Below are 26,919 nucleotides of genomic sequence, written 5' to 3'. Positions count from 1 at the left end.
GGCTGCTGGGCAGGAGGTTACGGGGCCGGGGAGGCGTCGGGGTGCTGGGCCGCGTTCGCGTACAGCTCCTTGGCGATGATGGTGCGCTGCACTTCGCTCGCGCCCTCGTAGATGCGCGGCGCGCGGACCTCGCGGTAGAGGTGTTCGAGCAGATGGCCCCGGCGCAGGGCGCGGGCGCCGTGCAGTTGGACGGCGGCGTCGACGACGTACTGCGCGGTCTCGGTGGCGTACAGCTTGGCCATCGCCGCGCGGCGCGCCACCCCGCTCTCCCCCGCGTCGTACGCCGCTGCCGCCGCGTACACCAGCAGGCGGGCGGCCTCGGTGCGGGTGGCCATCTCGGCGACCTGGTGCGAGACGGCCTGGAGGTCGCTCAGCGGTCCGCCGAACGCGGTGCGGTGGGCGGTGTGGTCCAGGGTCGCGTCGAGGGCGGCGCGGGCCATCCCGACGGCGAAGGCCCCGACGCTGGGGCGGAGGAGGTTGAGGGTGTTCATGGCGACCCGGAAGCCCCGGTCCGGTTCGCCGAGGACGTCGTCGGCGGTGACCGGTACGCCGTCGAACTCCAGGGTGCCGATGGGGTGCGGGGAGAGCATGTCGAGTGCGGAGCCGGTGAGTCCGGGGCGGTCGGACGGGACCAGGAACGCGGTGATGCCCCGGGACCCGGCGCCGGGGGTGGTGCGGGCGAAGACCACGGCGAAGTCGGCTTCGGGGGCGTTGGAGATCCAGCACTTCTCGCCGCTCAGCGCCCAGCCCGCCGGAGTCGGCTCGGCGGTCAGGCTCAGGGCTGCCGCGTCGGAGCCCGCCCCCGGCTCGCTCAGCGCGAACGCGGCGACGGCCCGGCCGGCCCGGACTTCGGGGAGCCAGCGTTCGCGGTGGGCGGGGGTACCCGCCTGGACGATCGGGGTGGCGCCGAGGCCCTGCAGGGCGAGCGCGGTCTCGGCCTCAGTGCAGCCCCGGGCCAGCGACTCCCGCAGCAGGCACAGGTCCAGCGCGCCGGAGCCCAGCATCCGGCCGAGGAGGCCCAGCTCGCCGAGGGCGGCCAGCAGGGGACGGTTGACCCGCCCGGGCTCCCCCTTCTCCGCCAGCGGGCGCAGTTCCCGCACGGCGAGCGTACGGAGCTCCTCGCACCAGGCGGTTTGTTCCGGTTCGAGGGAGAATGCCGTCATGGCGGCGCCTCTCTTGTCGCGTCGTGTCGCGTGCCCCGTCGCGTCGGGTGGCATCTCGTCGCAGCGCATCGCACGCCATGGCTTATCGCGGACCGTTGACTACCGTCACCCAAACGATACGCTCCAGAGGTGACAAGGGGGCGATCCTTCATGGAGCCGAATTCCTCGCCGAGCACGCCCGCAGCCGCCGCCGACGCGTCCGTACGCGTCCCAGGCGCGCCTCACGAGCCGACCGGGCGCGCCACCGGCGCCCACACCGACACCTTCGCTCGCGACCATCTCCCGCCGCCGGAGCAGTGGCCGGAACTCCTCCTGGACGATCCGGCGCCGCGTTACCCCGACCGGCTGAACTGCGGACACGAGCTGCTGGACCGCACGGTCGAGGAGTACGGCGCCGGCCGTCCCGCGCTGCGCTCCGGCGACGGCGTCGTCTGGAGCTACGGCGAGCTGCGGGAGACCGTGGACCGCATCGCCCGTGTCCTGACGGACGATCTGGGCGTGGTGCCGGGCAACCGGGTGCTGCTGCGCGGGCCGACCGCGCCCTGGCTGGCCGCCTGCTGGCTCGCCGTCATGAAGGCGGGCGCGGTCGCCGTCACCGTACTGGCGCAGGCGCGCGCCACGGAGCTGGCCACCATCTGCTCGCTGGCGCGCATCGGCCACGCGCTGTGCGACGCCCGGTCCGCGGAGGACCTGGCGAAGGCGGATGTGGACGGGCTGCGGATCACCCTGTTCGGCGGGGACGGGCCCGACGACCTCACCCGGCTGGTGGAGGGCAGGACCGGTCCGTACCGGGCGGTGGACACGGCCGCCGACGAGGTCGCGCTCATCGCGTTCACCTCGGGGACCACCGGGCGCCCCAAGGGCTGTATGCATCTGCACCGGGACCTCCTGGCCATCGCCGACACCTTCTCCCGCCATGTCCTGCGCCCCTCGGCCGACGACGTGTTCGCGGGCAGCCCGCCGCTGGGCTTCACGTTCGGCCTGGGCGGGCTGCTGGTCTTCCCGCTGCGGGCCGGGGCCTCGACGCTGCTGCTGGAACAGGCGGGTCCGCAGCATCTGCTGCCCGCGCTGGTCCACCACCGGGTGTCGGTGCTGTTCACCGCGCCGACGGCCTACCGCACGATGCTCGGCCAGCTGAACGGCCGCGACCTGTCGGCGCTGCGGCGCTGCGTGTCGGCCGGGGAGAACCTGCCGGAGGCGACCTGGCGGGCCTGGTACGACGCCACGGGGCTGCGCATCATCAACGGCATCGGGGCCACGGAACTCCTGCACATCTTCATCTCGGCGGCCGACGACGCGATCCGGCCGGGCATGACCGGGGTGCCCGTGCCGGGCTGGCAGGCCCGGGTGGTGGACGAGCACGGAGATGAGCTGCCGGACGGCGAGCCGGGGCTGCTCGCCGTACGCGGCCCGGTCGGCTGCCGCTATCTCGCCGACCCCCGCCAGACCGAGTACGTCCGGCGTGGCTGGAACCTCACCGGCGACACCTTCGTCCGCGAACCCGACGGCTACTTCCGTTACGTGGCCCGCGCCGACGACATGATCATCTCCTCCGGGTACAACATCGCGGGCCCCGAGGTGGAGGACGCCCTGCTGCGCCATCCGGAGGTCGCGGAGGCGGCCGTGGTGGGCCGGCCGGACGAGCTGCGCGGCGAGATCGTGGTGGCGCACGTGGTGCTGAGCGAGGGCGCGGAGCAGACGGCGGACTCGCTGCGCACCCACATGAAGGCCAACCTGGCCCCGCACAAGTGCCCGCGCGTCTTCGTGTTCGAGGAGTCCCTGCCGCGCACCGCGACCGGCAAGCTCCAGCGGTTCCTGCTCCGGGAAGACCTTCGGCAAGACCTCCGGAGAGACAGAGCCTAGAGTGATCACGTGGCCGAGTTGCGCACCCCCCGCTCCCTGATCATCACGCTCTACGGCGCCTACGGCCGTCCGGCGGACGGTGCCCCGTTCGCGGTGTCGGAGCTGATCCGCCTGCTGCACGCGGTGGGCGTCGACGCCCCGTCCGTACGCTCGTGCGTCTCGCGGCTGAAACGACGCGGGCTGCTGGTGGCCGCCCGGGCCTCGGACGGCTCGGCGGGGTACGCGCTGTCGCCCGACGCCCGGCAGCTGCTGGACGACGGGGACCGGCGGATCTACCGGCACCCCGCGCCGAGCCTGGCCGACGGCTGGGTGCTCGCGGTGTTCTCCGTGCCCGAGGCGGAGCGCAGCAAGCGCCATGTGCTGCGCTCGCGGCTGGCCCGGCTGGGCTTCGGCACGGCGGCGCCCGGGGTGTGGATCGCGCCGGGCGGGCTGTACGAGGAGACCCGGCACACCCTGGAGCGGCTCGAACTCGACCCGTACGTCGACCTGTTCCGGGGCGAGCACCTCGGCTTCGCCGCCACCCGCGAGGCGGTCGCCCGCTGGTGGGACCTGGACACGGTGGCGCGGCTGCACCACGACTTCCTGGAACTGCACGAGCCGGTGCTGCGGGACTGGGAGGCGTCCGGGGCCGACGGCCCGCCCCGCCCGCAGACCGCCTACCGGGACTATCTGCTGGCGCTGGACTCCTGGCGCCAACTCCCTTACGCGGACCCGGGACTTCCCACGGAGCTGCTGCCCGCGGACTGGCCGGGCGGCCGCTCGGCGGAGGTGTTCGGCCGGCTGCACGAGCGGCTGCGGGACGCCGGGGAGCGGTTCGTCCGGGAGTGACCTCTCGGCGGACGGGAAATCCGGGTGCCCCGGCCGCCCGCCCCCGGGCAGGATGAGGCATGACCTGGACCTTCACCCCTGACGTCGACGTGTTCCTCGCCTCGGCGGGCCCGTCGCTCGCCGCGGGGCCCGTGGAGCACACCGTGGTGCTGAGCGTCACCGAGCGGCTGAGGCGCTCGGGCGCGCATCACTACGGCGACGACGATCCGGTCCTCGGCTGGTGGCGCGGGGCGGACGGGGCGGTGGCGGGAACGCTCGTGCGCACGCCGCCGCACGTGGCGATGCTCACCGCGCTGCCCCCGGAGGCGGTCGAGCCGCTGGTGGAGGCCCTGGGGGCGGGCCCCGACCTCGACGGTGTCAACGCGGACCGGGACATCGCGGCGCTACTGGCCGCCCGGCTGCCGGGCTACCGGACCGTGCAGGAGCAGCGGCTGTACCGGCTGGGCGCGCTGCGACCGCCCTCCCCCGCGCCGGAGGGCCGGGCCAGGGCGGCGACGCGGGCGGACCGGGCGCTGCTGGTGGCATGGGTGGAGGGGTTCGCGGAGGCGACCGGGCAGCCCAAGTCCTCGGCGGAGTGGCTGGTGGACGAGGGCACGGAACGCGGGTCGCTCGCCCTCTGGGAGAGCGGCGGTACGCCGCTGGCCCTGGCGGGGCGCTCGCTGATGCTGGCGGGCATGGTGCGGGTGACGTCGGTGTACACCCCGCGGAGTTCCGCGGCCGGGGGTACGGGGCCGCCGTGACGGCCGAGGCCTCGCGGGCCGCCCTGGCGGAGGGCGCGGCGGAGGTGCTGCTCTTCACGGACCTCGCCAACCCGACGAGCAACGGCGTGTACCTGCGCATCGGTTACGAGCCGGTGGCGGACCGGGTGCAGTTGAGGAGGAACACGTGACGGTGGAGTCCGTGGAGCCGGAGCCGATGTGGCTCGCCGCCGCGAACGTGGTGCGGTGGCGGCGGTACGGGGACGGCGGGCAGGAGTTGCGGCCGGGGACGACGTCGTACCGGGGCGGGGCGAAGGTGTACGTCGTCGACACCTACCCGGGCATGGGACACGAGCAGGTGACCACCATCGGGCGGGCCCGCTCCGGCCGTTGGATCACCGTCGACACGGGCTCGCGCCATCTGCACTCCTTCCGGGCCAAGCAGGTGTTCGCGCCGGCCGTGCTGCGGCGGGCCGACGCGGTCGGGGTGCGCCCGCGGTCCCGGGAGGAGGCCGAGGAGCTGGCCGCCCAGCTGGAGCGGCTCGCCGCCGAGTACCGCGAGACCCACCACGGCGCACCCCACCCCACGCCCTGCCTCTGCCACACGTGCCTGACGGCCGCCGGGTCCGAGGGCGTCAGCCCAGGGTGAGCCGGGGCTTCGGTCCGTCGGCGCGGCCGGTGGGCGGGGTGCGGCTGCCGGCGGCGTACGGGAGGGGCCAGGGCGCGCCCGGTCCCGTGTAGGCCTGTTCGGCGGCCGCGTGGAGGGTCCAGTGCGGGTCGTACAGGTGGGGGCGGGCCAGAGCGCAGAGGTCGGCGCGGCCCGCCAGGAGCAGGGAGTTGACGTCGTCCCAGGACGAGATCGCGCCGACCGCGATGACGGGAACGTCCACGGTGTTGCGGATCCGGTCGGCGTACGGGGTCTGGTAGGAGCGGCCGAACTCGGGGCGCTCCTCGGGCACGACCTGGCCGGTGGAGACGTCGATGGCGTCGGCCCCGTGCTCGGCGAAGGCGCGGGCGATCGTGACCGCGTCCTCGGCGTCGGTGCCGCCCTCGGCCCAGTCGGTGGCGGAGATCCGCACGGTCATCGGCCGCTCCTGCGGCCAGACTTCGCGCACGGCGTCGAAGACTTCGAGGGGGAAGCGGAGGCGGCCGGCCAGGGATCCGCCATAGGCGTCGGTGCGGTGGTTGGTGAGCGGGGAGAGGAAGCCGGAGAGCAGATAGCCGTGGGCGCAGTGCAGTTCGAGGAGGTCGAAGCCACTGCTCGCGGCGCGCCGGGCGGCCGCCACGAACTGCTCGCGTACGGCGTCGAGTCCGGCCCGGTCCAGCTCGGCCGGGACCTGGCTGACGCCGGGGGTGTACGGGAGCGGGGAGGCGGCCGCCAGGGGCCAGTTGCCGCTGTCCAAAGGCTGGTCGATGCCCTCCCACATCAGCTTGGTGGAGCCCTTGCGGCCGGAGTGGCCGAGCTGGACGCCGATGGCCGCGCCGGGGGCGGAGGTGTGGACGAAGTCGGTGATCCGCCGCCAGGCCAGGGCCTGTTCGTCGTTCCACAGACCCGTGCAGCCGGGGGTGATGCGGCCCTCGGGGCTGACGCAGACCATCTCGGTCATGGTGAGTCCGGCGCCGCCGAGCGCACGGGCCCCGAGGTGGACGAGGTGGAAGTCGCCGGGGAGCCCGTCGGTGGCGGAGTACATGTCCATGGGTGAGACGACGACCCGGTTGCGCAGCTCCAGACCGCGCAGCCGGAACGGGGTGAACATCGGCGGGGTGCCGGGCGGGCAGCCGAACTCCTCCTCGACGGCGGCGGTGAACGAGGCTTCGCGCAGCCGGAGGTTGTCGTGGGTGACCCGGCGGCTGCGGGTGAGCAGGTTGAACGCGAAGCGCCGGGGCGGCTGGTCGACGTAGTGGGCCAGCTCCTCGAACCAGCGCAGACTGGCGGCGGCCGCGCGCTGGGTCGAGGCGACGACCGGGCGGCGCTCGGCCTCGTACGCCGTCAACGCGGACGGCAGGTCGGGCTGTTCCTCGATACAGGCGGCGAGCGCGAGGGCGTCCTCGACGGCGAGCTTGGTGCCGGAGCCGATGGAGAAGTGGGCGGTGTGGGCCGCGTCGCCGATGAGCACGGTGTTGCCGTGGGACCAGCGGGAGTTGGTGACCGTACGGAAGGCGAGCCAGGAGGACCGGTTGGAGCGCAGGGGGCGGCCGTCCAGGGCTTCGGTGAAGAACTTGGCGCAGCGGGTGGTGGATTCGGCCGGGTCGCAGGTGTCGAGTCCGGCGGCGCGCCACACCTCCTCGCGCATCTCGACGATGACGGTGGAGGCGTCGGCGGCGTACGGGTAGCCGTGCAACTGCATGACACCGTAGGGCGTTTCGGCGATCTCGAAGCGGAAGGCATCGAACGCGAAGTCGGCGGCGAGCCAGATGTAGCGGTTGCGGTGTTCGGTGATGCCCGGGCCGAAGGCGTCGGCGTGCGCCGCGCGGGTGGCGCTGTGCACCCCGTCGGCGGCGATGACCAGGTCGTGGTGGGCGGCGAGCTCGGCGGCGGGCGGGGCCGGGGTGCGGAAGCGGAGGTCGACGCCGAGACCGGCGCAGCGCTCGTGCAGGATCTCCAGGAGCCGGCGGCGGCCGAGGGCGGCGAAGCCGTGTCCGCCGGAGGTGTGGGTCCGGCCGCGGTGGGCGATGTCGATGGTGTCCCAGCGGACGAACTCGCGGCCGAGGGCGCGGTAGACCTCGGGGTCGGCGTGCTCGATGCCGCCGAGGGTCTCGTCGGAGAGGACGACGCCGAAGCCGAAGGTGTCGTCGGGGGCGTTGCGCTCGAAGACGGTGATCTCGCGGTCCGGGTCGAGCCGTTTGAGCAGGGACGCGGCGTAGAGCCCGCCGGGGCCGCCGCCGATGACCGCGATGCGCCGGACGGACGTGCCGCTGCCCGCCACGGCTATCGCCCCTGCCACTTCGGGGGCCGCTTCTCGGTGAAGGCGGCGTGGAACTCGGCGTAGTCCTCGCCGTGCATCAGGAGGGCCTGGGTGTTGGCGTCCAGCTCGACGGATGCGGCGAGCGGCATGTCCAGCTCGGCGGTGAGCAGGGCCTTGGTCTGGGCGAGCGCCAGGGCGGGTCCGTCGGCGAGGCGGCGGGCCAGCTCGGCGGCGCGTCCGTCGGCCCTCCCCTCCTCGGCCAGCTCGCTGATCAGGCCGATCCGCTCCGCCTCGGGGGCGCGGACGGCTTCGCCGAGCATCAGGAGCCGGGTGGCGTGGCCGAGACCGACGACCCGGGGCAGCAGGTAGGCCGCGCCCATGTCGCCGCCGGAGAGGCCGACCCGGGTGAAGAGGAAGGCGAAGCGGGCCGAGGGGTCGGCGACCCGGAAGTCGGCGGCGAGGGCCAGGACGGCCCCGGCTCCGGCGGCGACCCCGTGGATGGCGGCGACGACGGGGAAAGGGCACTCCCGCAGGGCCCGGACGACCTGGCCGGTCATCCGGTTGAAGTCGAGGAGCTGCGCGGTGTCCATGGCCAGGGTGGCGCCGATGATCTCGTCGACGTCACCGCCGGAGCAGAAGCCGCGCCCCTCCCCGGCGAGGACGAGGGCGCGGACGGAGCGTTCCCGGGAGAGCTCGGCGAGGAGGTCGCGCAGATCGGCGTAGGCGCCGAAGGTGAGCGCGTTGAGTTTTTCGGGGCGGGAGAATGTGACGGTTGCCACACCGTCGTCCCGGGTCAGCCGGAGATGACGCCATTCCTCGGTGCTCGGGGCCGAGCTGGGAAACGGGCTCATGGAGGGGTCCCCTTCAGCGATCGGGCGGGTGCCGGCCGTGCGCGGGTCGCGTTCCGCCTCCGAAGTTATCACTCAACCGTGACTGCCGTCACGAGGTCGCAATACGGCATCCATGAGACTGTTGTGGCGAAAGTCCCCTTTGCTCCGGCCGACCGCCTCTATGGCTGGGCCGGAGCGGTTCGTAAGGTTGAAACCAGGAAGTCTCGGCACGAGTACGACGTGAACCCGAGAAGACGACTGCCCGAGAGCCGAGACCTCCCGCTTCAGGTAGACCCGCTCCCGAACGGAAACCCTGCCGTGCCGCCCGATGCCCCCGTCCCCGCTTCCTGGCGCATCGCCCTGCCGCACTCCACCGCGGCCGTGCCGATCGCCCGGGCTCTCATCCGTACGGCCCTGTCGGACATCGACGCCCCGGCCGACAGCGACACCGCCGAACTGCTGACCGCCGAGCTGGTGGCCAACGCGGTCGAGCACACCCTGGGCGGCGAGCCCATCGAGCTGGTCGTGGAACTGCTGCCCACCGGCTGCCAGGTCGAGGTGCACGACCGCGACCCCGCCCCGCCGGGCGACCTGTCCCGGCCGCAGCCGGGCTTCGAGGTCGATCCCTGGCAGGAGCACGGCCGCGGCCTGCTGCTGATCCGGACCCTCAGCTCCGCGTGCGGTCACCGCACCACGGAGCACGGCAAGGCCGTCTGGTTCACGCTTCCGGCGATACCGGCGCAGCCGGGTCCGTCGCCGGGGAGCTGACCAGCCGGGAGCGCTTGCGGCCGTAGCCGGCGTAGAGGAGCGAGCCGACGGCCAGGAAGACCGCGAACTGGACCCAGGTCGTCCAGCCGGTCCCGTACATCAGATACAGGCAGAAGGCGACGCCCAGCAGCGGGCTGACCGGGTAGAGCGGGACCCGGAAGGTCCGCTTCAGCTCGGGGTTGCGGCGCCGGAGCACCACCACCGCCACATTGACGGCGACCATCGTGGCGAGCGTGCCGATCGTCGTCAGGTTCACGACGACGTCGAGCGAGACGAACGCGGCCGGGACCGCGAAGACACAGGCGACGATCCAGGTGTTGGCGACCGGGGTGTGGGTCTTGGGAGAGACCCGCTCGAAGACGCGCGGAATCAGTCCGTCGCGGGACATCGACATCAGGATGCGGGTCTGCCCGTACATCACGGCGAGCACCACCGAGGCGATGGCGACGACCGCGCCGAAGGCGACGATGCCGCCGCCCACCGAGGAATCGGTGACCTCGTTGACGGCGATCGAAAGAGCGGCGCTCTTGTTCGCGACGGCGTCCGAGCCGATCGCGCCGATGGCGGAGAGCGCCACGGCGCAGTAGAGCAGGGTGACGACGCCGATGCAGATCAGGATGGCGAGGGGGATGTTCCGCCGGGGGTTCCTGACCTCTTCGCCGGCGGTGGTGATGGCGTCGAAGCCGATGTAGGAGAAGAAGGCGAGCGACGCGCCCGCGGTGATCCCGCCGAGCCCGTGCGTGGCGAACGGCATGAGGTTGTCGTCCTGGAAAGCGCTGAACGCCACTGCGCAGAACGCGACCAGGATGCCGATCTTGAGGACCGCCATGGCTGCGGTGGCCGTGGCGCTCTCACGGACGCCGCGCACCAGCAGGGTGGCGGCCATGGCGATCACGACGACGGCGGGCAGGTTGACCACACCGCCGTCACCGGGCCCGGAGGACAGGGCCGCGGGCAGCTCCCAGCCGAACAGGCTGTTCAGCAGCTCGTTGACGTACTGGCTCCAGCCCACCGCGACGGCGGAGACCGAGACCCCGTACTCCAGCAGCAGGCACCAGCCGACGAGGAAGGCGGTGCGCTCGCCGAGCGCCGCGTAGGCGAAGGAGTACGAGCTTCCGGAGACCGGGATGGCGCTGCCCAGCTCCGCGAAGGACAGGGCGGTGAAGATGCAGGTGATCGCCGCGAGGACGAACGAGATCACGACAGCGGGGCCGGCCTCGGCGACGCTGTCGGAGAGCCCGACGAAGATGCCGGTGCCGACGATCGCGCCGACCCCGAAGCAGACGAGCTGGAAGAGGCCCATCGTGCGCTGGAGGCCGTGGCCCTCCAGGTCGCCGCCGGATTCGGCGATGAGCTGCTCGGGGCTCTTGCGGCGCAGGCCCGACGGGTGGGGGCCGGCGGGCTTCGGGGTGCCGGATCGCGGCAGACCGGTGCTCATGCGGGACGTTCTCATCTCTGGTGGTGCAGTGGGGGGACGGCCCGTGCACCGGCGGGCGGCGGCACAGGTATGGGGTTCGACCCTGCGGGGGTCTCCCCGGGTCCGAACCCCACCAAGAGCCGACATCGTAGCCACCAGCACGCATGTTCACCCAATCGGGTGTATGAGCATGCGAACCCCTGCCGGGTACCCGTACGTATCGCGCGGGGCTACTTCCCGGCGAGCGTCGCCACCAGTACGGCCTTGATCGTGTGCATCCGGTTCTCCGCCTGGTCGAAGACGACGGAGTGCGGCGACTCGAAGACCTCGTCGCTGACCTCCAGCTCGGTCAGCCCGTACCGGGCGTGGATGTCCCGGCCGACCTGGGTGCCGAGGTCGTGGAAGGCCGGCAGGCAGTGCAGGAACTTCACGTCCGGGTTGCCGGTGGCCCGCAGGACGTCCATCGTCACGGCGTAGGGCCCGAGGGCGGCGATGCGCTCGGCCCAGACCTCCTTGGGCTCCCCCATGGAGACCCAGACGTCGGTGGCGACGAAGTCGGCGCCCGCGACACCCTGGGCCACATCGCCGGTGAGGGTGATCGTCGCGCCGCTGACCTCGGCGAGCTTCCGGGCACGCGCCACGACCGCCTCGTCCGGCCAGTACGCCTCGGGGGCGACGATCCGGACGTCCAGGCCCAGCAGGGCACCGGTGATCAGGTAGGAGTTGCCCATGTTGAAGCGGGCGTCGCCGAGGTAGGCGAAGGCCGTCCCCGCGAGCGGGCCCTCGCGGCACTCGGTCATGGTGAGGACGTCGGCGAGCATCTGCGTGGGGTGCCAGTCGTCGGTGAGCCCGTTGAAGACCGGCACGCCGCCGTGCGCGGCCAGCTCCTCGACGGCCTGCTGGCTGTCGCCCCGGTACTCGATCCCGTCGAACATCCGGCCCAGCACCCGGGCGGTGTCCTTCACCGACTCCTTGTGGCCCATCTGGGAGCCTGCGGAGTCGAGGTAGGTGGTGAAGGCGCCCTGGTCGGCGGCGGCGACCTCGAACGCACAGCGCGTACGGGTCGAGGTCTTCTCGAAGATCAGCGCGATGTTCCTGCCGCGCAGCCGCTGGACCTCGACCCCGGCCTTCTTGGCCGCCTTGAGCTCGGCGGCCAGCGCGACCAGGCCGAGAAACTCCTCGGAGGTGAAGTCCAGCTCCTTGAGGAAGTGGCGGCCGGTGAGGTCTATGGCCATGATGACTGCTCCTGGGTCGGGCGGGGATCGGCGCACTGCGCGCGGCAGGGGTGGAAGTATATACGATGCCTCGCATCCCTATACAGGGCCATGGGTTCGCCTTCCGCCGGCCGCTCATGCCACGGGGTCCCGCTCCACCGGGCAGCTCATACAGCGCGGCCCTCCCCGCCCCCGGCCCAGCTCGCTGCCCCGGATCTCGATCACCTCGATGCCCTGCTTGCGCAGATAGGTGTTGGTGGTCGCGTTCCGCTCGTACGCGACGACGACACCGGGCTCGACCGCGAGCACGTTGCAGCCGTCGTCCCACTGCTCCCGCTCGGCGGCGTGCACGTCCTGGGTGGCGGTGAGCACCCGGATCGCGTCGAGGCCGAGGGCGGCGGCGATGGCGCGGTGCATGTGCTCGGGCGGATGGTCGGTCACCTTCAGTTCGCGGGGGCCGCTGCCGGGCTCGATGGTGTACGAGCGGAGCATGCCGAGACCGGCGTACTGGGTGAACGTGTCGCCGTCGACCATCGTCATCACCGTGTCCAGGTGCATGAACGCACGGGCCTTGGGCATGTCGAGGGCCACGATCGTGCGCGCCGAACCGGCGTCGAAGAGCCCGCGGGCCAGCATCTCCACCGCCTGCGGGGTGGTGCGCTCGCTCATCCCGATCAGGACCGCGCCCTGCCCGATGACCAGGACGTCGCCGCCCTCGATGGTGGAGGGGTAGTCGTCCTGCCCCTCCGACCAGTGGTGGAAGGCGCCCGCCTCCGGGCCGGTGAAGAGCGGGTGGTGGCGGTAGATCGCCTCGAAGTGGACGGTCTCGCGCTGCCGGGCGGGCCAGCGCATGGCGTTGATGGAGACCCCGTCGTAGATCCACGCCGAGGTGTCCCGGGTGAAGAGGTGGTTGGGCAGCGGACCGAGGAGGAAGTCGTCCAGGTCCATGACGTGGAAGCGGACGGAGGTCGGCTCGCTGTACCGCTCCAGGAACTCCCTTTTCGTCATACCGCCGACCAGCGCCTCCGCCAGCTCCGCCGCCGGCAGCTCCTCGAAAGCGGCCCGCAGATGCTCGGTGGCGAGCGGGCCGTACTCCTTCTCGTCGAAGACCCGGTCGAGCACGAGCCGCCGCGCGACCGGGATGTCGAGCGACTCGCGCAGCAGATCGCCGAAGAGGTGCACGGCGACCCCCCGGTCGCGCAGGACGTCGGCGAACCCGTCGTGCTCCTCCCGGGCGCGGCGCACCCACAGGACGTCGTCGAACAGGAGCGCGTCCTTGTTCCTGGGGGTGAGCCGCTTCAGCTCCAGATCGGGGCGGTGGAGTATGACGCGGCGCAGCCGCCCGGCTTCGGAGTCGACATGGAATCCCATGCCTTCATCCTCACCGCGCGGAGCACCGTTCACCCGGCGAATCGCCTACCGGTTGGATCAGGGGGTGTCCGGCCCTGATCCGCCGGACACCCCCTGACTCAGAGCCGGGGGTCCACCGGCTCCGACTCCAGGGCCAGGACGGCGAACACCGCCTCGTGGATCCGCCACAGCGGTTCGCCCTCCGCCAGCCGGTCCAGCGCCTCCAGACCGAGTGCGTACTCCCGCAGGGCGAGCGAGCGCTTGTGGCCGAGGAACCGGGAGCGCAGGCGCTCCAGATTCTCCGGGCGGGTGTACTCGGGGCCGTAGATGATGCGGAGATACTCCCGGCCCCGCACCTTGATGCCGGGCTGGACGAGGCGGCCCTTGGCGTCCCGGACGAGGGCGCCGAGCGGCTTGACGACCATGCCCTCGCCGCCGCGCCCGGTCATCTCCAGCCACCAGTCCACACCCGCCCGGACCGAGGCCTCGTCGCCGGTGTCGACGACGAGGCGCCGGGTGACCTGGAGCAGCCCGGTCGGGTCGTGCTCCACCAGCCGGTCGAGCCAGGCGAGCTGCTCGTCGTGCGGGACGGCGGCCAGTGAGCGGCCCTGGACGGCGAGGATCTGGAACGGGGCCAGGCGCACCCCCTCCAGTCCCTCGGTGGGCCAGCAGTAGCGCCGGTACGCCTCGGTGAACGCGGCGGCGTCCTGCGCGCGGGCCCGCTGCTGTCCGGCGAGGCCCGCCACCTCGACACCGCGGGCGGCCGCCTGCTCCAGGGCGGCGACGGCCGACGGGAAGACCGCGCCGGCCGCGGCGCCGACGGCGGCGTACTGCGAGCGCAGCAGCCCGCCCGCCTTCAGCGACCACGGCATCAGCTCGGCGTCCAGGAGGACCCAGTCGGTGTCCCACTCCGCCCAGAGCCCGGCGGCGGTGACGGCGCTGCGGAGCCGGTCCAGGATCCCTTCGGTCATGGCCGGGTCGTCCAGGAAGGGGCGGCCGGTGCGGGTGTACAGCGCGCCGGTGGGGCCCGCCGTGCCGAACCGCGCGGTCGCCGCCTCCTCGTCCTTGCAGACCAGGGCGACGGCCCGGGAGCCCATGTGCTTCTCCTCGCACACGACGCGCCCGACGCCGTCCGCCGCGTACTGCGCGAAGGCCTCGGCCGGGTGCTCCAGGAAGCCGTCCTCGCGGGAGGTGGCGGTGGGGGCCATGGTGGGCGGCAGGTAGGCGAGGAGCTGCGGGTCGACGGCGAACCGGCTCATGACTTCGAGCGCGGCGGCGGCGTTCTCCTCACGCACGGCGACGCGCCCCATGTGCCGGGTCTCCACGACGCGGCGGCCCTGGACGTCGGCGATGTCCAGCGGCCGGCCCTCCCGGCCTCCGGGCGCCTCGGTCACCAGCGGCTTGACGGGCTCGTACCAGACCTTCTCGGCGGGCACGTCGACGAGTTCGCGCTCCGGCCAGCGCAGCGCGGTCATCTTCCCGCCGAAGACGGCACCGGTGTCCAGGCAGATGGTGTTGTTGATCCAGGAGCTGGTGGGGACGGGGGTGTGGCCGTAGACCACGGTGGCGCGGCCCCGGTACTCCTCGGCCCACGGGTAGCGCACGGGCAGGCCGAACTCGTCGGTCTCGCCGGTGGTGTCCCCGTACAGCGCGTGCGAGCGGACCCGGCCGGAGGTGCGGCCGTGGTACTTCTCGGGCAGCCCGGCGTGACAGACCACCAACTTGCCCTCGTCCAGGACGTAGTGGCTGACGAGGGAGTCGATGAACTCCCGCACCTGGCCCCGGAACTCGGGGCGCTCGGCGTCCTCGCGCTCCAACTGCTCGACGGTCTCGGCGAGCCCGTGGGTGAGCTGGACCTTGCGGCCCGCGAGATAGCGGCCGAGCTTGTTCTCGTGGTTGCCGGGGACGCACAGGGCGTGGCCAGACGCCACCATGGACATCACGCGGCGCAGCACACCGGGGCTGTCGGGGCCCCGGTCGACGAGGTCGCCGACGAACACGGCGGTGCGCCCGTCGGGGTGGGCGCCGTCCACGTAACCGAGCTTGCCGAGCAGGGTCTCCAGCTCGGAGCTGCAGCCGTGGATGTCGCCGATGACGTCGAACGGTCCGGTGAGGTGGCGCAGGTCGTTGTAGCGGCGCTCCAGGACCACCTCGGCGCTCTCGGCCTCCTCCTCGGTGCGCAGGATGTGCACCTTGCGGAATCCCTCGCGCTCCAGGCCGCGCAGCGAGCGCCGCAGCTCGCGGCGGTGCCGCTGGATGACGTGGCGGGGCATGGAGGCGCGGTCCGGGCGGGCCGCGTTGCGGGCGGCGCAGACCTCCTCGGGGAGGTCGAGGACGATGGCGATGGGCAGGACGTCGTACTTCCTGGCCAGCTGGACGAGCTGCTTACGACTCTCGGACTGGACGCTGGTGGCGTCGATGACGGTGAGCCGCCCGGCCTCCAGGCGCTTGCCCGCGATGTAGTGCAGCACGTCGAAGGCGTCGCGGCTGGCGCTCTGGTCGTTCTCGTCGTCGGCGACCAGGCCCCGGCAGACGTCCGAGGAGACGATCTCTGTCGGCTTGAAGTGCTTGCGGGCGAAGGTGGACTTGCCCGATCCGCTGGCGCCGATGAGGACGACGAGGGAGAGGTCGGTCACCGGCAGGGCGCGTACGGGGGCCGGGGCAGCGGCGGTCTCCGCGCCGGTCGTGCTGTGGTCTCCGTTCATGCGGCTTCCGCCTCCTTCTTCTTCTCGGTGGTCGTGGTGGTTTCGGCCCGGGTGAACACGGCCATCTGGGTCGGCGGCCCCACCTCGGGGTCGTCCGGCCCGACCGGCACATACCGGACGGTGTAGCCGTGCCGTTCGGCGACCTGCCCGGCCCAGTCCCGGAATTCGGCCCGGGTCCACTCGAAGCGGTGGTCCCCGTGCCGGACGTGGCCGGCCGGGAGGGTCTCCCAGCGGACGTTGTACTCGACGTTCGGTGTGGTCACGAGCACCGTCCCCGGGCGCGCGGCGCCGAACACCGCGTACTCCAGGGCGGGCAGCCGGGGCAGGTCCAGGTGCTCGATGACCTCACTGAGGACGGCGGCGTCGTATCCGGTCAGCCGCTTGTCGGTGTAGGTCAGCGAGCCCTGACGCAGAGTGACCCGGTCGGCCTGGCGCTCCCCCATCCGGTCCAGCTTGAGCCGTCGCGAGGCGATGGTGAGGGCGCGCATCGAGACGTCGACGCCCACGATCTCGGTGAAGCGCACGTCCTTGAGGAGTGCCTGCACCAACTGGCCCTGGCCGCAGCCGAGGTCGAGCACCCGGCTCGCCCCGGCGGCGCCCAGCGCGTCGAGGATCGCGGTCCGCCGGTGCTCGGCGAGCGGGACCGGCTTCTCCTCGGTGTCGGTGCTCTCGTCCACCGCGTTGTCGACGCTGTCCACGTCGAGGTCGTCCGACTCGGCGAGCCGGACCAGCTCCAGGGCCTGGTCGGCCTGGCGGGTGAGCCCCCAGCGGTGGGACAGATAGCGCCGGGTGATCAGCGGCCGCTCGGGGTGGTCGGCCAGCCAGCCCTCCCCGGCCCGCAGCAGCTTGTCCACCTCGTCGGGCGCGACCCAGTAGTGCTTGGCGTCGTCGAGGACCGGCAGCAGGACATAGAGCTGCCGCAGCGCGTCGGCGAGCCGCAACTCGCCTTCCAGCACCAGCCGTACGTAGCGCGAGTCGCCCCACGCGGGGAACTGCTCGTCCAGCGGTACGGCCGTGACCTCGACCCGCTCCCAGCCGAGCGGCGCGAACAGCTTGTGCACCAGCTCGACGCCGCCCCGGGCGGGCAGGGCGGGCACCTCGATCCGCAGCGGCAGCGGGGTCTCGGCCCGCTCGGGCATGGCCCGGCAGACCCCGCCGAGCGCGGACTTGAACACGGCGGCGAGGGCCACCGACAGCAGCGAGGACGCCGCGTAGGGGCGGTCGTTGACGTACTGCGCGAGCGCCGCGTCGGGCGCGCCTCCCCGGCCCTTTCCCTTGCCGCGCCGCACGAGCGCCACCGGATCCACCTCCAGCAGGAGTGCGGCCGTGCAGCGCTCGGCGGACGCCTCGGGGTAGAAGACGTGCGCGGAGCCGTGCGAGGTGGAGAACGTCTGCGCCTTGTCGGGATGCTTGTGCAGCAGGAAGCCCAGATCAGTGGCGGGACGCTCTTGGGTGCCGGTCGTACCGATTGTCAGGAACACCTGTCCGAGTATGATCCTCACCCCCTGCCCCCACCAGGCATTTTCGCCCCGCTTGCCTACTTCTCCGGCTTGTCTACCCCTCCGGCTTCTCCGGCTCTGCCGGCTCCACCGGCGCCTCCAGTCGACCGGCCAGCTCGGCTATGAGGTCAGGACCCACCCGGCAGCAGCCGCCGACGAGGCGGGCCCCTGCCCGCGTCCAGGCCCGCACCCTGCCCGGGTCGAAGGTGCCGACCCCGGTCCACTCCCGCGCCCCGGCGTCCCAGCCCTCGCCGCTGTTCGGATAGACCACGGCGGGCCTGCCCGTGACCGCCACCGCCAGCTCCACCGCCTCTTGCGTCTCGTCCGGGTCACAGCAGTTGACCCCGACCGCGACGACGGCCTCGCGCCCCGCCGCCACCGCGAACGCCTCCTCCAGCGGCTGGCCGGCCCGGGTCCGGCCACCGGCCACGCTGTAGGAGAGCCAGTACGGCAGTCCGGTCTCCTCGGCCACCCGGACCAGGGCCTCAGCCTCGTCCAGGTCCGGCACCGTCTCCAGCGCCAGGGCGTCGGGCCTGGCTGCCGCGAGTGCCGCCACCCGGGGGCGGTGGAAACGCTCCAGCTCACCGACGCTCAGTCCGTAACGCCCCCGGTACTCGCTGCCGTCCGCGAGCATCGCCCCGTACGGTCCGACGGACGCGGCGACCCAGGTCTCCCGCCCGGGGCCGGCCCGGCGCGCCGCGTCGGCGGCGCCCCGGGCCAGTTCCACGCTGCGGGCGAGCAGGGCCTCGGTCCGGGACCGGTCGAGCCCGTACCTCCCGAACCCTTCGAACGTGGCCTGATAACTGGCCGTGATGAGCACCCGCGCCCCGGCCCGGAGATAGGCGAGGTGGGCGGCCTCGATCTGTTCCGGCGCGTCGGCCAGCAGCCGGGCCGACCACAGCGCGTCGGTCAGGTCGCAGCCCTGCGACTCCAGTTGGTTGGAGAGCCCGCCGTCCAGCAGGACGGGCCCGGCGTCCAGCGCGTCGGCGAGCGTACTGCCCGTGCTCGCGGCCACCTCAGCCTCCTCAGTCAGGTCAGGTCAGGTCAGGTCAGGTCAGGTCAGGTCAGGTCAGGTCAGCTGGGACTGGATCTGCGAGGAGATCAGTTCCAGATGGTCCAGGTCGTCCAGGTCGAGGATCTGGAGGTAGATCCTCGACGAGCCGATCGCGCCGTAGCGGCCGATCTTGTCGACCACCTCGGCGGGCGATCCGGCCAGGCCGTTCGCCTTGAGCTCCTCCACATCCCGGCCGATGGCCGCCGCGCGCCGGGCGACCTCGGCGTCGTCCTTGCCCGTGCAGACGATCAGCGCGTTGGAGTACACGAGGTCGTCCGGCGAGCGCCCGTGCGCCTGCGCGGCGGCCCGGACCCGGCCGAACTGCTTCTCGCTGTCCTCCAGCGAGGCGAACGGGATGTTGAACTCGTCCGCGTACTGCGCGGCGAGGCGGGGGGTGCGGGTCGCCCCGTGGCCGCCGATCAGGACGGGCACCTTGGCCTGGGCGGGCTTGGGCAGTGCGGGCGAGTCGGTGAGCTGGTAGTAGGTCCCGTCGTAGCTGAAGGTCTTGCCGACCTCCGTCGCCCACAGACCGGTGACGATCGCGAGCTGCTCCTCCAGGCGGCCGAACTTCTCCTTCGGGAACGGGATGCCGTAGGCCTTGTGCTCCTCCTCGAACCAGCCGGCTCCCAGGCCCAGTTCGATCCGGCCGCCGGACATCTGGTCGACCTGGGCCACCTGGATGGCCAGCACTCCCGGAAGCCGGAACGTGCCGGCGGTCATCAGCGTGCCGAGGCGGATCCGCCGGGTCTCGCGCGCCAGGCCGGCCAGGGTGATCCAGGCGTCCGTCGGTCCGGGCAGGCCGTCACCGGAGCCCATGCGGAGATAGTGGTCGGAGCGGTAGAAGGCGTCGAAGCCCAGGTCCTCCGTGGCCTTGGCGACGGTGAGCAAGGTGTCGTAGTCGGCCCCCTGCTGGGGCTCGGTGAAGATGCGAAGATCCATGCCTCCATCCTGCCTCCCCCGAGGCCGTCGCCCGGCCCTCGCCTCCCCCGGATCACCCCGCGCCTTCCCTGATCGGCGCCGGCGCCGCTCCCTCGGAGCGCCTCGGAAGAGCCCGTGCCTCCGCTCAGGGTCCTGCGGCCGATGGTGCGGGGCCTCGTATGCCGTAGGGGCCGTCGCGCTCCCTCGCCCGCTCCGGCTCCCGCTCCCTTTCCGCCAGGCGTCTGAGCATCCCGTGCACACGGTCCAGCGATTCGTCCGCCGCGTCCATGGCCTCGATGCACTGCCAGTAGAGCCCGTCCTCCCCCGTGTCGCAGGCCACCCCGACCAGCGCGATCCCGGCCTCGCCGAGCAGCAGGGCGAGCCCGGCCAGGGTCGGCCGGACCTCGCCGATCCCCGACAACTGGGCGGCCCTGGCACCGCCGGAGATCACCGTCGGATGGTCCAGCGCCGAGCATCCGGCGCCGATCTCTCCCAGCGCCCGCGCCTCGCTCCGTAATTCCATCGGCCCGCACAGCGCCAGCCGGCTGCCGACCGCCCGGGCGAGCGCCTGCGCCTGCCAGGCCTCCGCCATGACGTCCAGCGCGCCCCGGCTGTCGGCCAGAGCCCGTCGGCCCGCCGCGATGAGTCGCTCCGCTTCCATCTGTCTCCCCCGTCCGTACGAAAACCCGCTCACCTCATTCATTACCCACAGTGAGGTAGACAGCACCGTAAGGCCAGAGGAAATCGGAAATCTGTGGACACGAAGTCGAATGTGGATAACTTGATCACTCCGAAGAGTGACGATCGGGGGGTTCGGCAGCGCTCGGCAGCGGGAAGCGCTGCTCGTTCCGCTCCAGCTTGGCCACCAGTGCCGCCGTCGGGTCGATGCCCAACACCTCGCAGAACTGCAGGAGATAGGCGAGCACATCGGCCACCTCGTCGGCGACCCGGTGGGCGGATCCGGGGTCCTCCATGATCGCGGCCGACTGTTCGGGCGTCAGCCACTGGAAGATCTCCAGCAGTTCGGAGGCCTCGACGCTGAGCGCGGCCGCCAGGTTCTTCGGGGTGTGGTACTGCCCCCAGTCCCGTGCCGCCGCGAACGCGACCAGCCGACGCTGGAGTTCTGCCACATCGATGTCCGTCACGGCACCAGGTCTATCACCGGCCACCGACAGTGCCTCTCGCACGTTCGAGGCACGCATCCGCACGTTCGAGGCACGCATCCCGCACGCCCGTCTCCGCGCGGCTCCCGCCCATGCGGACTTCCGGTGGGCGCCGGGGGCGGCGGCCCCCACCGACTGCCGCCGCTCCCGGCCGCCGTCCGGACCGCCGCTTCCTACGACTGGGCGAGGCCCGCGGGCGTGACCCCCTCGACCTCCATGCCGACCGGTGCGAGCAGGAAGACGTTGCGGTCGACGCGGTGCATTCCGCTGCCGAGGCCGAAGACCACGCCGCTGCTGAAGTCGAGGATCCGCTTCGCCACGTCCGTCTCCGCCGCCGTCAGGTCGAGCAGTACCGGAACCTGGGCGACGAGATACTCGGCGACCTCCCGGGCATCCGCGAAGACCTGCACCCGCAGGACGACGAGGCGGCGCTGTTCGACGGCGCGCTCGTCGGGGACGGTGCGGTGGTCGATCCGGGACGGCCACTCGTCACGGCCGCGCAGGGGTACGACCTGGGCGAGCCCCTCCCACTGTTCGTCGGTGGCGTCGTATCTGTCATACCTGTCGTACCTGCTCACCGGTTCACCCCGTCGTCGAGCCGGTCGGATGGGCACCGGCTGCACTCACTGTTCATCGGGCAATCCTCTCGCCCCTCACCCGTTCGGCGTACCAGCGACACGGCGAAGTCCGCCTCCGTGTCGCATCCGATACCCGGCAGGCGTCGGTTCATGACGAACGGGTCCGGTCAGACCGTGATGACCTGCACCCCGGCCTCGCCGAACCGGTCCCGCGCCTCCGCCCCGATGTGCGAGTCGGTGACCAGGACGTCGACGATCCCCAGGTCGCAGACGCGCGCGAAGGCCCGCTTGCCGATCTTCGACGAGTCGGCCGCCACCACCACCCGCTGGGCCCGTTCCGCGAGCAGCCGGTTGACGCTGGCCTCGCCCTCGTGATGGACGTACGCTCCGCGTTCGATGTCGATGGCGTTCACCCCGAGGACGGCGACGTCGAGGGTGATCTCGTTCATCACGCCGACGGCGAGCGGGCCCGTCAGCTCGTACGACTGGGGGCGTGCGACACCGCCCGTCACGACCATCTTGATCTGCGGGCGGATCGCCAGCTCGCTCGCGATGTTGAGGGCGTTGGTCACCACGGTCAGCGTCGGCTGGCCGCCCGCCACCGCCGTCTCGCCCACGATGTCCGGGCGTACCGCCAGCGCCCTGGCCACCTCGGTCACGGTCGTCCCGCCGGTCAGGCCGACGACCTGGCCGACGGCCACGAGGCCGGACACCGCACGGCCGATGGCCTGCTTCTCCGGCGCGTGGCGGCCCGTCTTGTAGCGGAGGGCCAGTTCGTAGGAGACGCCGTGCGCGACCGCGCCGCCCCGGGTGCGGGTGAGCAGGTGCTGTTCGGCCAGCTGGTCCAGGTCGCGGCGGATGGTGGCGGCCGACACGTCGAGCGCCGTCGCCGCCTCCTCGACGTCCACCCTGCCGTGCTTGCCGACCAGTTCCAGCAGCGCGTCCCACCGGGCGTCCCTGGACAAGAGCGTCTCCTCACCGCCCGGCGCGGGCACCGCGTTTCGCGGGAACGCGGTCGCCGGGGGCCGGACCGCCGCAAGCGTCGCACAGGGCCCGCCGGGAGCTCTCCCCCCACCTGCACCTTGCTTGTTTTTGCTCGATAACTCCATGTAACGTGCAGAATTCCACACGCGGAGTGTTCGGCCCGCTCAGCCCCGTTCCCGTGGTCCACCTCGTTCCCGTGTCCACCTCGTTCCCGTGGAGTGCAGACGTGTCGTATGCCGAGACCGAGACAGCCAGTCAGCCCGCCTGCTGGCGGCGCGCCGCCGCCCTGGCCGGTGGCCCCGAGGCCGTTGCCCTGCCCGTCGCGGGCGAGCGCGTCGCGGTCGTTGGCTGCGGCACCTCCTTCTACATGGCACAGGCCTACGCCGGGCTCCGCGAGGGCTCAGGACAGGGCGAGACGGACGCCTTCGCCGCCTCCGAGTTCCCCCTCGGGCGCGGCTACGACCGGGTCGTCGCACTGACCCGCTCGGGGACCACGACCGAGGTGCTCGAGCTGCTGAACCGGCTGCGGGGCACGACGCGCACCGTGGCGGTCACAGCGGATCCGCGGACTCCGGTCAGGGCGGCGGCCGACGATCTCGTCGTCCTGGACTTCGCCGACGAGCGGTCCGTCGTCCAGACCCGCTTCGCCACGACCGCCCTCACCCTGCTGCGGGCCCACCTCGGGCTGCACTCCGACGCGGTCGTCGCGGACGCGGAGGCCGCGCTCGCCGAGCCGCTCCCCGACGAACTACTGCGGAGCACCCAGTTCTCCTTCCTCGGCCGGGGCTGGACGGTCGGTCTGGCCCACGAGGCGGCGCTGAAGATGAAGGAGGCGTCGCTGTCCTGGACGGAGTCGTACCCCGCGATGGAGTACCGCCACGGCCCCATCAGCATCGCCACCACCGGCACCACGACCTGGATGTTCGGCGAGGCCCCCGAGGGCCTGCCGGAGCAGGTCCGCGCCACGGGCGCCCGGTGGGTGAACGGCTCCCTCGACCCCCTGGCCGATCTCGTACGCGTCCAGCGCCTCGCCCTCGCCCGCGCGGCCGCCCGGGGGCTCGACCCCGATCTGCCGCGCCATCTGAGCCGCTCGGTGGTACTCGACGGGGCCTGAGGCGGGGGCTGCGAGACCATGGAGGCATGCACCTGACCCTGTCCGCGGCGGCCCACCGGCTGTCGGCGGCCTCGGAGCCGCAGGGGGGTATCGCCGGCTGGGCCGCCGGTCTGGTCGAGACGTTCGGCGGGCCCGGCGCGGGTGCGGCCATCGCGCTGGAGAACGTGTTCCCGCCGCTGCCGAGCGAGGTCATCCTGCCGCTGACGGGGTTCGCCGCCTCGCAGGGCGTGCTCAGCATCGTCTCAGCGCTGTTCTGGACGACGCTGGGCTCGGTCGTGGGCGCGGTGGTCCTGTACGGCGTCGGCGCCGTCTTCGGCCGGGAGCGGATGCACGCCTGGTGGGCGAAGCTGCCGCTGGTCAAGGCCTCCGACCTGGTACGGACGGAGGCGTGGTTCGCCCGGCACGGCACGAAGGCGGTGCTGCTGGGGCGGATGGTGCCGGTGTTCCGGAGCCTGATCTCGGTGCCCGCGGGTGTGGAGCGCATGCCGCTGCCGGCGTTCGTCGCGCTGACGACGGCGGGCAGCCTGGTGTGGAACACGGTGCTCGTGATGGCCGGATACCTGCTCGGCGACCAGTGGGACGTCGTCGGGGCGTACGTCGGCGTCGTGTCCAAGGTCGTCCTGGGCCTCGCCGTCGTCGCCCTGGCCGTCTACGTCACGATGCGGGTCCGGGGCCGGAAACGCGAGAAGCCCTGACGGCACGGGGCGGTCGACGGGACACCCCGTCGGGGGTGTCCCGCGCACGACCGCTCGCGGCTCGACGTGGGCGTCACTCCTCGAAGTAGGCGTCCAGGGCCTTGTCCAGCTCGGCCGGCCAGCTCTTGAGCTCGCTGCGGCTGGCCGCCTCGACCTCGGCGTTGAACCAGCGGCGGCTCGACAGGTGGACGGTCACCGTGAACCTGCGGCCGAACCGGGCCGGGGTGGTCTCCACCGCGCCGATCTCGTCCCAGCCGAACTCGGCCTCCTGGTCGTCCAGCCGGAACCGGACGCCTTCCCGGGCCACCCGGATCGAACCGCGCCGGTCGCTGACCTCGAAAACAGGGCCGTCCCCATCATCGGCATCGGCATCGGCATCGGCATCGGCCTGAGCTTCAGCCTCGCCGTCGACCGCTGCGGCTTCGTCCGCCGCTTCCGGTTCCCGGTCGGCTTCGCCCTCCGCGGCCGCCGTTCCGGCCTCGTCGTCGCGGATCTCCGCCGCCTCCGGGCCGTCCTCCGACTCCGCTTCCGGCTTGCGCGTTCCGGCGGGCGCCGCCAGTCCGGGCAGGGGGATGAACGCCGGGTCGGTGCCTGCGGCGAACTCGGGCTTCTTGTTCGAATCTATGCTCTGCTCCACGGCGGGCAGTATGGTCGACGAACCTGTACGTGACCAGTCGCCACTGCTCCGGTCGGCCGAGCGGTGCCCGGAAATCACCGGGCGGCCACGGAGGTTGACCTCTTCATGACTCAACGCCCGGGACCTCGCGCCCTGTCCGACGAAGCCCTCTCCGGGCTGCTCGGCCGGCAGCAGTTCGGCACGCTCGCCACCAACAAGCGCAGCGGCCACCCCCATCTGACGACCATGGTCTACAACTGGGACCCCGAGGCCCGCATCGTGCGGTTCTCGACCACGGCCGGCTGACGGTGGACCGGCTGTACGGCACGGCGCTCGACGTCTGACGACGGGAGGAACGGCGAAGAGGGGCGGCCGGAGCCGCAGGGCAGCCCGGCCCCGCCTGCCCGCCCGTCGGCGCAGGCCCCCCCTTGCTGCGCCCGGCCCTCAGAGCACGCCCTTGCGCCACTCCCGTACCAGCAGATAGCCCAGGTACGCCCCGCCGATCGCCATCGTGTAGATCCCGACCGGCAGGTCGTCGAAGAGCGGCAGCTGCTGGGAGCAGAGGTCCGCGAGAACCAGCAGCAGACCGCCGGTCAGGGCGGACAGCAGCAGGTGCGGGCCGGAGCCGCGGGTGAGGCGCCGGGCGATCTGGGGGGCGGTCAGGGCGATGAAGGCGATCGGGCCCGAGACGCTGACCGCGGCGGCCGAGAGGGCGATGGCCAGGAGCACGGCGAGGGTCTTGGCCTTCTTCGGCTCGGAGCCGAGCCCCTCGGCGATGTCGTCGCCCATCTCACCGATGTCGAGCCGCCGGGAGATCAGCGCGGCCAGCGGGGCGGCGGCGGCCAGGACCAGCCAGACGGTCGTGGCATCGGTCCAGGAGCGTGCGGTCAGGCTGCCGTTGACGTACGCGGTGAGGACGGAGGCCTTGTCGCGTTCCAGGGCGTAGACGACGTACTGGGTGACGGCCGCGCCCATCGCGGCGACCCCGATGCCCGCGATGACGAGCCGGGCGGGGTTGCGGAAGCCGGTGCCGGTGGAGACGTACACGAGGGCCATCGCGAGGATCGCGCCGATGAGCGCGCCGACGGGCACCGGGATCGTGTCGGGGAACATCAGCGCGCAGAACGCGGCGCCCGCGCCCGCCCCGGCGGAGAGCCCGATGACGTCCGGGCTGCCGAGCGGGTTGCGGGTGACGGACTGGAACAGCGCGCCGGACAGGCCGAGCGCCGCGCCGACGCCGATGGCGACGGTGAGGCGGGGCCCGCGCAGCCGGTTGAAGACGAACCGGTCCTTGCCCTCGGCGTCCCCGACGAGGGCGGCGGGCAGATCGGCGAGGTCGATGCCGAGGCGTCCCCAGGCCAGGGTCGCGACGGCGGCCGCGAGGAGGAGGACGAAGAGCCCGGCGGCCGCGAACACGGAGGCCCGGCGCACGGGTATCGCCACGGTGCTGCCGACGGTCAGATAGCCCCGGGGCGCCTTCCGGACGGGGGCGGTGCGGTCGGTGACGGTCATGAGGTGCCCCGCATCCTGCGTACGGTGATGAGCAGCGCGGGTGCGCCGATGAAGGCGGTGACGACGCCGACCATGAGTTCGGTGGGGCGCATGACGACCCGGCCCACCACGTCCGCGAGGAGCAGGAGAGTAGGGCCCATCAGGGCGGAGAAGAGGATCTGGGCGCGGAAGTCGACGCCGACCAGGGCCCGTACGACGTGCGGGACGGCAAGGCCGACGAAGGCGATCGGGCCGACGGCGGCGGTCGCGGCGGCGCTGAGCAGGGTGGCGGCGAGCAGTCCCGCGCCCCGCGTGCGCCCGGGGTGCGAGCCGATGGCGACGGCGGTCGCGTCGCCGAGGGCCAGGGCGTTGAGGCCGGGGCCGAGGGCGAGGGCGATCAGGAAGCCGGCGGCGGCGAACGGCAGGACGGACCAGAAGACCTCGAAGTCCCGTCCGCCGAGCGCTCCGACGACCCAGTAGCGGTAGCTGTCGAAGACCTGCGGTTTGCTGAGGGTCACCGCCTGGATGAACGCCATCAGGACGGCGGTGAGCACCGCTCCGGCGAGCACCAGGCGCACCACGCTCGTGCCCGTACCGGCGGAGCCGATGACATGGACGAGGACGCCCGCGATCAGCGCTCCGGGCAGCGCCCACCACATGGTGTCGGTGGCGCCGGAGGCCCCGAGCCAGGCGGTCGCGGCGACGATGCTCGCGGAGGCGCCGGCGTTGATGCCGAGGAGGCCGGGTTCGGCCAGCGGGTTGCGCGAGACGCCCTGCATGAGGGCGCCCGCGACCGCGAGGCAGACCCCGGCGAGGACGCCGAGGACGGTGCGGGGGTAGCGGCTCTCGATGATGGTCGTGACGGCGGGGTCCGCGGTACCGCGCAGGACGTCGAGGACATCGCCGAACGACGTGGAGCGGCTGCCGAACATGACGCTGGCGCAGAGCGCGAGTGCCAGCGCGGCCAGGCCGAGGAGCAGGAGGAACGCCGACCGAGCGGCGCCGGTACGCGAGGTACCCGCGCCGCTCGGGGGTGCGACCGTGGTGGTTGCCATGGGAGTGGAG

The 26,919-nt window shown here is 72.6% G+C and carries 23 protein-coding genes and 2 pseudogenes; 8 read left to right on the top strand and 17 right to left on the bottom strand.

Translation table 11 applies throughout. The annotated features are described in order from the left end of the window. Nucleotides 1-17: 17 nt before the first annotated feature. The gene (locus WQO_RS27520) at nt 18-1,163 is read right to left on the bottom strand and encodes an acyl-CoA dehydrogenase family protein (RefSeq protein WP_010059511.1); all 1,146 of its coding nucleotides are present in this window, start codon (nt 1,161-1,163) and stop codon (nt 18-20) included. Nucleotides 1,164-1,313: 150 nt separating this feature from the next. On the opposite strand from WQO_RS27520, the gene WQO_RS27515 reads away from it, so the two are divergent. The 4 genes and pseudogenes from WQO_RS27515 (at nt 1,314) to WQO_RS27500 (ending at nt 5,201) form a co-directional block, all read left to right on the top strand. Continuing rightward, nucleotides 1,314-3,026 (top strand): AMP-binding protein, encoded by a 1,713-nt coding sequence (locus tag WQO_RS27515; RefSeq protein ID WP_010059513.1) that lies wholly within the window; start codon nt 1,314-1,316, stop codon nt 3,024-3,026. A gap of 9 nt (nt 3,027-3,035) precedes the next feature. Continuing rightward, on the top strand, nt 3,036-3,854 hold the full coding sequence (locus WQO_RS27510) for a PaaX family transcriptional regulator (protein ID WP_010059514.1): 819 nt from the start codon (nt 3,036-3,038) through the stop codon (nt 3,852-3,854). 59 nt (nt 3,855-3,913) lie between these two features. Further along, nucleotides 3,914-4,743 (top strand): annotated as a pseudogene (locus tag WQO_RS27505) (GNAT family N-acetyltransferase). Then, nucleotides 4,740-5,201 carry a hypothetical protein gene (locus WQO_RS27500; RefSeq protein ID WP_010059515.1) on the top strand — a complete coding sequence of 154 codons (462 nt, stop codon included), beginning with the start codon at nt 4,740-4,742 and terminating at the stop codon, nt 5,199-5,201. The pseudogene WQO_RS27505 and the gene WQO_RS27500 overlap by 4 nt, the downstream one beginning before the upstream one ends. On the opposite strand, the gene WQO_RS27495 is transcribed toward WQO_RS27500, so the two are convergent. Then, nucleotides 5,188-7,497, bottom strand: a complete 2,310-nt coding sequence (locus WQO_RS27495) for a bifunctional salicylyl-CoA 5-hydroxylase/oxidoreductase (protein WP_010059516.1) — start codon at nt 7,495-7,497, stop codon at nt 5,188-5,190. The genes WQO_RS27500 and WQO_RS27495 overlap by 14 nt on opposite strands. After that, on the bottom strand, nt 7,482-8,309 hold the full coding sequence (locus tag WQO_RS27490) for an enoyl-CoA hydratase family protein (RefSeq protein WP_010059517.1): 828 nt from the start codon (nt 8,307-8,309) through the stop codon (nt 7,482-7,484). Before WQO_RS27490 ends, WQO_RS27495 begins: the two co-directional genes overlap by 16 nt. A gap of 297 nt (nt 8,310-8,606) precedes the next feature. Between WQO_RS27490 and WQO_RS27485 the strand changes: the two genes are divergently transcribed. Then, a complete protein-coding gene (locus tag WQO_RS27485; RefSeq protein ID WP_010059518.1) occupies nt 8,607-9,056 on the top strand; it encodes an ATP-binding protein in 450 nt (149 codons plus the stop codon). Here WQO_RS27485 and WQO_RS27480 read toward each other — a convergent pair. The 11 genes from WQO_RS27480 to WQO_RS27430 all read right to left on the bottom strand — a co-directional run bounded on the left by WQO_RS27480 (nt 9,007) and on the right by WQO_RS27430 (nt 21,919). After that, on the bottom strand, nt 9,007-10,494 hold the full coding sequence (locus WQO_RS27480) for an amino acid permease (RefSeq protein ID WP_058954123.1): 1,488 nt from the start codon (nt 10,492-10,494) through the stop codon (nt 9,007-9,009). The genes WQO_RS27485 and WQO_RS27480 overlap by 50 nt on opposite strands. Nucleotides 10,495-10,703: 209 nt before the next feature. Then, the gene (gene argF / locus WQO_RS27475; RefSeq protein WP_010059522.1) at nt 10,704-11,708 is read right to left on the bottom strand and encodes an ornithine carbamoyltransferase; all 1,005 of its coding nucleotides are present in this window, start codon (nt 11,706-11,708) and stop codon (nt 10,704-10,706) included. Nucleotides 11,709-11,822: 114 nt separating this feature from the next. After that, entirely contained in the window at nt 11,823-13,058 is a 1,236-nt protein-coding gene (locus WQO_RS27470; RefSeq protein ID WP_010059524.1) for an arginine deiminase, read from the bottom strand. 98 nt (nt 13,059-13,156) lie between these two features. Continuing rightward, entirely contained in the window at nt 13,157-15,742 is a 2,586-nt protein-coding gene (locus WQO_RS27465; protein ID WP_010059527.1) for a polynucleotide kinase-phosphatase, read from the bottom strand. After that, complete coding sequence (locus WQO_RS27460) at nt 15,739-17,223, bottom strand: 3' terminal RNA ribose 2'-O-methyltransferase Hen1 (protein WP_010059528.1); 1,485 nt, start codon at nt 17,221-17,223, stop codon at nt 15,739-15,741. Before WQO_RS27460 ends, WQO_RS27465 begins: the two co-directional genes overlap by 4 nt. A gap of 73 nt (nt 17,224-17,296) precedes the next feature. Further along, on the bottom strand, nt 17,297-18,256 hold the full coding sequence (gene mmuM / locus WQO_RS27455; protein ID WP_010059529.1) for a homocysteine S-methyltransferase: 960 nt from the start codon (nt 18,254-18,256) through the stop codon (nt 17,297-17,299). Between the two features lie 54 nt (nt 18,257-18,310). Next, nucleotides 18,311-19,234 (bottom strand): LLM class F420-dependent oxidoreductase, encoded by a 924-nt coding sequence (locus WQO_RS27450; protein WP_058954122.1) that lies wholly within the window; start codon nt 19,232-19,234, stop codon nt 18,311-18,313. Between the two features lie 124 nt (nt 19,235-19,358). After that, entirely contained in the window at nt 19,359-19,874 is a 516-nt protein-coding gene (locus tag WQO_RS27445; RefSeq protein WP_010059531.1) for a DUF6099 family protein, read from the bottom strand. Between the two features lie 124 nt (nt 19,875-19,998). Then, nucleotides 19,999-20,358 carry a nucleotide pyrophosphohydrolase gene (locus WQO_RS27440; protein ID WP_010059532.1) on the bottom strand — a complete coding sequence of 120 codons (360 nt, stop codon included), beginning with the start codon at nt 20,356-20,358 and terminating at the stop codon, nt 19,999-20,001. A 191-nt stretch (nt 20,359-20,549) separates the two neighbouring features. Next, complete coding sequence (locus WQO_RS27435; protein WP_010059533.1) at nt 20,550-20,954, bottom strand: cell division protein SepF; 405 nt, start codon at nt 20,952-20,954, stop codon at nt 20,550-20,552. Between the two features lie 167 nt (nt 20,955-21,121). Beyond that, complete coding sequence (locus WQO_RS27430; RefSeq protein ID WP_058954121.1) at nt 21,122-21,919, bottom strand: DeoR/GlpR family DNA-binding transcription regulator; 798 nt, start codon at nt 21,917-21,919, stop codon at nt 21,122-21,124. 245 nt (nt 21,920-22,164) lie between these two features. Between WQO_RS27430 and WQO_RS27425 the strand changes: the two genes are divergently transcribed. Both WQO_RS27425 and WQO_RS27420 read left to right on the top strand, forming a co-directional pair. Continuing rightward, nucleotides 22,165-23,052 carry an SIS domain-containing protein gene (locus WQO_RS27425; RefSeq protein WP_010059536.1) on the top strand — a complete coding sequence of 296 codons (888 nt, stop codon included), beginning with the start codon at nt 22,165-22,167 and terminating at the stop codon, nt 23,050-23,052. Nucleotides 23,053-23,078: 26 nt separating this feature from the next. Next, nucleotides 23,079-23,747: a DedA family protein gene (locus tag WQO_RS27420; protein WP_010059537.1), complete on the top strand. Its 669-nt coding sequence runs from the start codon at nt 23,079-23,081 to the stop codon at nt 23,745-23,747. A gap of 73 nt (nt 23,748-23,820) precedes the next feature. On the opposite strand, the gene WQO_RS27415 is transcribed toward WQO_RS27420, so the two are convergent. Then, nucleotides 23,821-24,384, bottom strand: a complete 564-nt coding sequence (locus WQO_RS27415) for a hypothetical protein (protein ID WP_058954120.1) — start codon at nt 24,382-24,384, stop codon at nt 23,821-23,823. Between the two features lie 105 nt (nt 24,385-24,489). Here WQO_RS27415 and WQO_RS27410 point away from each other — a divergent pair. Then, nucleotides 24,490-24,663 (top strand): annotated as a pseudogene (locus WQO_RS27410) (pyridoxamine 5'-phosphate oxidase family protein); the annotation flags it as partial. Between the two features lie 144 nt (nt 24,664-24,807). Here WQO_RS27410 and WQO_RS27405 read toward each other — a convergent pair. After that, complete coding sequence (locus WQO_RS27405; RefSeq protein WP_010059540.1) at nt 24,808-25,875, bottom strand: FecCD family ABC transporter permease; 1,068 nt, start codon at nt 25,873-25,875, stop codon at nt 24,808-24,810. Then, nucleotides 25,872-26,909 (bottom strand): FecCD family ABC transporter permease, encoded by a 1,038-nt coding sequence (locus WQO_RS27400; RefSeq protein ID WP_010059541.1) that lies wholly within the window; start codon nt 26,907-26,909, stop codon nt 25,872-25,874. Before WQO_RS27400 ends, WQO_RS27405 begins: the two co-directional genes overlap by 4 nt. Nucleotides 26,910-26,919: the final 10 nt, after the last annotated feature.

This window comes from Streptomyces globisporus C-1027 (assembly GCF_000261345.2).
Classification (GTDB): domain Bacteria; phylum Actinomycetota; class Actinomycetes; order Streptomycetales; family Streptomycetaceae; genus Streptomyces; species Streptomyces pakalii.
Note: the sequence above shows the minus strand (reverse complement) of the source record. Positions and strands in the feature narration are given on the sequence as shown.